This window comes from uncultured Leptotrichia sp. (assembly GCF_938036635.1).
Lineage (GTDB): Bacteria > Fusobacteriota > Fusobacteriia > Fusobacteriales > Leptotrichiaceae > Leptotrichia > Leptotrichia hongkongensis.
Genome location: NZ_CALHQO010000488.1, coordinates 1 through 4,606, shown reverse-complemented (window position 1 = coordinate 4,606; position 4,606 = coordinate 1). Strand labels below are relative to the sequence as shown.

The following is a 4,606-nucleotide window of genomic DNA, read 5'->3' as shown; positions in this document are numbered from 1 at the left end:
CTAAATCAATATAATTTTTAGTAGTTTAATTTTAAATAGGTTTGAGTATATTATTATAAATTAAATTGACAAAAAATGGAAAAATTAATAGAATGTAGGTATATAATAATTTATGGAGCATAAGGAGTGAAAAAATTCTGTGAATATTTTATTTAATCAGAAAATATTGGCTAAAAAGGCTGAAGAAGAAATCGATTTAAGTAAACATAATTTTTCTGAAAGAAGAAAAGCGCTAAATAAATGGATAAATAATCTTGAAAATGGAGTTCTTGAAAAATCGAAAGAAGAAGAATCTCAAGCAGAATTTTTAAATGATATATTTGCAACTGTTTTAAGAGCTACGAATAAATTTAACGGACAAAATGAATGGAATTTGCAAAGAGAAACAAAAACTAAAATTGATGGACAAAAAGCGGATGGAGTTTTGGGATTTTTTGATACTGAAGGGAAAAAGGATGTAAGAGCTGTGATTGAATTGAAAGGATCAAAAGTTTCTTTGGATATGAGGCAGAAAAGAGCTGGAGATACTAGAACTCCTGTGGAACAAGCGTTTAATTATGCTCCAAAATATGGAAAAAATTGTCAATGGGTAATTGTTTCAAATTATAAGGAAATACGGCTTTACAGGTCAAATGATATGACAGAATATCAAGTGTTTTTTCTTGAAAAATTAAAAGATGACCTGGAATTTAAGAAATTTATTTACGTACTTTCATTTTCTTCTCTAGTTGGTACTGAAAAGAAAAAGGCAAAAACACTAGAACTTTCTGAAGAATATCAGAAAAAACAAGCCGAGATTGAAAAGAAATTTTATAACGAGTATAAAAATATTAGATTACATATTTTTGAAAATATGCGGAAAAATAATCCTACAATAAATGAGAATATTATAATTGAAAAAGTCCAAAAATTATTGGATAGATTTTTGTTTATTTGTTTTTGTGAAGATAAAGGATTGCTTCCAAACGAGATTTTTTATAAAACTTTAGAAAAAGGAAAAAAAATCAAAAATATTTTTGAAATTTTCTTATCACTATGTAGATGGATAGACATAGGAAATTCAAGAGAAAATATTCCTCGTTTTAATGGCGGACTATTCAAAAATGACGATATTTTGGATGGACTTTATGTCGATAATGAAGTTTTTGAAGAAATGCAAAAAATATCTGAATATGATTTTGATTCCGAATTAAATGAAAATATTTTGGGACATATTTTTGAACAATCCATAACAGATATAGAAGATTTGAAAAAAGAAATAAATGGCGAAAAAGCGGATAAGAAAAAAGGAAAACGTAAAAAAGATGGAATTTTCTATACGCCAAAATACATAACAAAATATATTGTCGAAAATTCAATAAAAAATTGGCTTGATGACAAACGAAAGGAACTTGGCGAAGATAAACTTCCTGAACTTAAAGAAAAAGACTATGATTATGATGTTTATAAGAAAAATTATACTAAAAATTATAGAAAGCATATCGAATTTTGGACAAAGTATAAAGAAGCTGTGAAAAATATAAAAATCGTAGATCCTGCTTGTGGAAGTGGAGCATTTCTGATTACAGCTTTTGAATGTTTGCTAAAAAAGAATAACTATATAGATAATAAAATTTTTGATTTGACAGGGGTAAAGGATTTATTTTCAGATACAACGAAGGAAATTTTACAAAATAATATTTTTGGAGTAGATTTGAATAAGGAAAGTGTAGAAATCACGAAATTATCATTATGGCTAAAAACTGCTGATAAAAATAAAACATTGGCTTCGCTTGAAAATAATATAAAATGTGGAAATTCATTGATTGATGATGTTGAAATTGCTGGAGAATTGGCGTTTGATTGGGAAAAAGAGTTTCCGCAAGTGTTTAAAAATGGTGGATTTGATGTTGTGGTTGGAAATCCGCCGTATGTATTTGCTAGGGATAATTTTAATGAAATTGAAAAAAATTATTATATTAAAAATTACGTAAGCTCAAACTACCAAATAAATACTTATATACTATTTATGGAAAAATCATTTAAGCTTTTAAAGAATAAAGGTTATGCTAGTATGATTGTTCCTAATTCTTGGCTTATGATGTATTCTGGAAAAGGCATCAGAGAATATATTTTAGAAAATATTAAATTATTAGAAATTGTTAATTTGGCAGGACATTCATTTGAAAATGTTAATGTAGAAACAGTAATTTATTTTGGATATAAAGAAAAAGGAGAATTTATAACAAGAGTATTGTTAAATAAAGGAAAAGAATTTATATATTCGCATAGTAAAAATTCAATTAGTTTTATAAATGAAGAGGAAAAATTATTTAAAGTTTTTAGTGATGAATATTCTGAAGAAATTAATAAAAAAATATTTAAAAATTCAACAGCATTAGATGAAATAGTTGAAATAAAAGCAGGATTACAAGCATATGAAAAAGGAAAAGGAATACCCAAACAAACTGAAGAAGATGTAAAAAATAGACCTTATGACTATACATATAAATTTGATGAAGAAACTTATAAATATTTGGAAGGAAATAATGTCGGAAGATATAGCATAAATTGGAGTGGACAATATCTAAAATATGGAGAGAACCTTGCTGCTCCAAGAAGTATGGAACTATTTAATGGGAAAAAAATAATAATTAGAGAAATAACAGGAGCTTTTCCTAAAAATATAATTTCTACATATACAGAAGAATTTTACTTATACAATAGGAGTAATATAGGGATTATAGAAAAAGAAGGTAAAAAAATAGATTTGAAATATATTTTAGTTGTTCTAAATAGTACGTTAATATCATATTATTTTATGAAAAATACAGCAAAATCTGTAAGAAAATTATTTCCTAAAATAATTTTAAATGATTTAAGAACGTTTCCTTTTAAAGAAATTTCTCTCCAAGAACAACAGCCTTTTATAGAAAAAGCTGATAAAATGTTAGCTTTAAATAAAGAATTGCAAGAAATTTCACAAAAATTCCAACGAATGATTATGAGAGAATTTGGTTTAGAAAAAATTTCTGCTAAATTACAAAATTGGTATTTATTGAATTTTGATGAATTTATAAAAGAGTTATCAAAAGCAAAAGTGAAATTAAGCCTTTCTCAAAAAGCTGATTGGGAGGATTATTTCATTGCAGAAAAATTAAAAGCAGAAACATTAAACAATGAAATTACAAAAACGGATAAAGAGATTGATGGGATGGTTTACGAGCTGTATGAGTTGAGTGAGGAGGAGGTTAGGGTTGTTGAAAGTTAAAAAAGAAGAAAATCTAGTTACAAGAACTATAAATCAATTACATTTTGAAGACTTAGATGCAATAAGATTTGAAGAATTGATACTAGCAATGGCATATAAATGGAGAAGATGGGAATCAATAAATCATTTTGGAAAGTTAGGAAGTGATGATGGAATTGATATAGAAGCAACTGAAAATTTATATGATAGAGAAAGAATGTATATATTTCAATGTAAAAGATACCTAAAAATTTCACAGTCACAATTAAAAAAAATAGTAGATGAGTTTTTATCAAAAAATAATTTGTTACCAGATGTGTATGTTTTAGTAGTAAGTTGCTCAATAAGTAAAAAGAATATTGAATTTATGAGAACTTATTTATCTAGCAAAGGAATAGAAAAATTAATTGTTTGGGACAAATCAATTTTAGAAACAATGTTATATACAGATTATCAAAATTTATTATTTGCATATTTTGGAATTAATTTAATAAAAGAACATAATAATAAAATAAAAACAATTAGACGAAATGTAGCATTGAAAAAAAAGATGCACTTAGATTTTTTGAATAATAATAATATAGGTAATTATAGCGTAACAGAACATCTAAAAAAACCGTTTTTAAAATTTGGATTTACTAAAATGACTATACATTCAATTTATGATAAAAATTATCCTTATGAAAATACGTTGTTAAATAATGATTATACAGGATATTTCAGAGTAGATATATATGATTTTTATTTTAATGGTTTAATAGTAACAGATGGATTTGTTGGAGTAAAATTAACACAATTTAAAAATGGTAAAAAAATGAGCAACAAAATGAAAGCATTACGACTGGGATATATACCTTTTGAAAATATAATAGAATATGATATGGAGGGGGATGAATTTTATGATAATCCTCATCTATATTGTGAATTTATAAATGTATGTGATCCATTTGAAAAAATAGGCTATGCAGTTTTAGTATCAGATGATGAATATCAGATATTTGATGAAAGTGAAATATTAAAAATAGAAGAAATTAAATTTGAGAAAAAGGGGAAATAGGGATGGAAGAATTATATATTTTAGGAAATGGATTTGATTTATATTTAGAATTAGAAACGAGATATGAAGATTATTTTAATTCAAGAAAACTTGATGAAAATTTTTTTAAGAAATTGGAAAATATTTATAAAAAAAATTATCAATATGGAAAAAATAATAAGGGTAAAAAAGTATTAGTAATAGTTGACAATATAGGCTTAAGAACAGAAATAGAAGAACTGTACAATAAATATAAAATTGAGAATTTGTTTTATTTATATTTATCCTTTTTAAAAAAAGAAAATTTGAATTGGAATGAAGTTGAATCCAATATTAAAAAA

3 protein-coding genes are annotated in these 4,606 nt (G+C 25.0%); all 3 read left to right on the top strand.

The genetic code is table 11. The annotated features are described in order from the left end of the window. Positions 1 to 139 precede the first annotated feature (139 nt). A complete protein-coding gene (locus Q0370_RS09890; protein WP_299575200.1) occupies positions 140 to 3,250 on the top strand; it encodes an N-6 DNA methylase in 3,111 nt (1,036 codons plus the stop codon). Next, complete coding sequence (locus Q0370_RS09885) at positions 3,240 to 4,286, top strand: hypothetical protein (protein ID WP_299575198.1); 1,047 nt, start codon at positions 3,240 to 3,242, stop codon at positions 4,284 to 4,286. The genes Q0370_RS09890 and Q0370_RS09885 overlap by 11 nt, the downstream gene beginning before the upstream one ends. Positions 4,287 to 4,288: 2 nt before the next feature. Further along, a partial coding sequence (locus Q0370_RS09880) for an AbiH family protein (RefSeq protein WP_299575196.1) occupies positions 4,289 to 4,606 on the top strand: 318 nt, incomplete at its 3' end.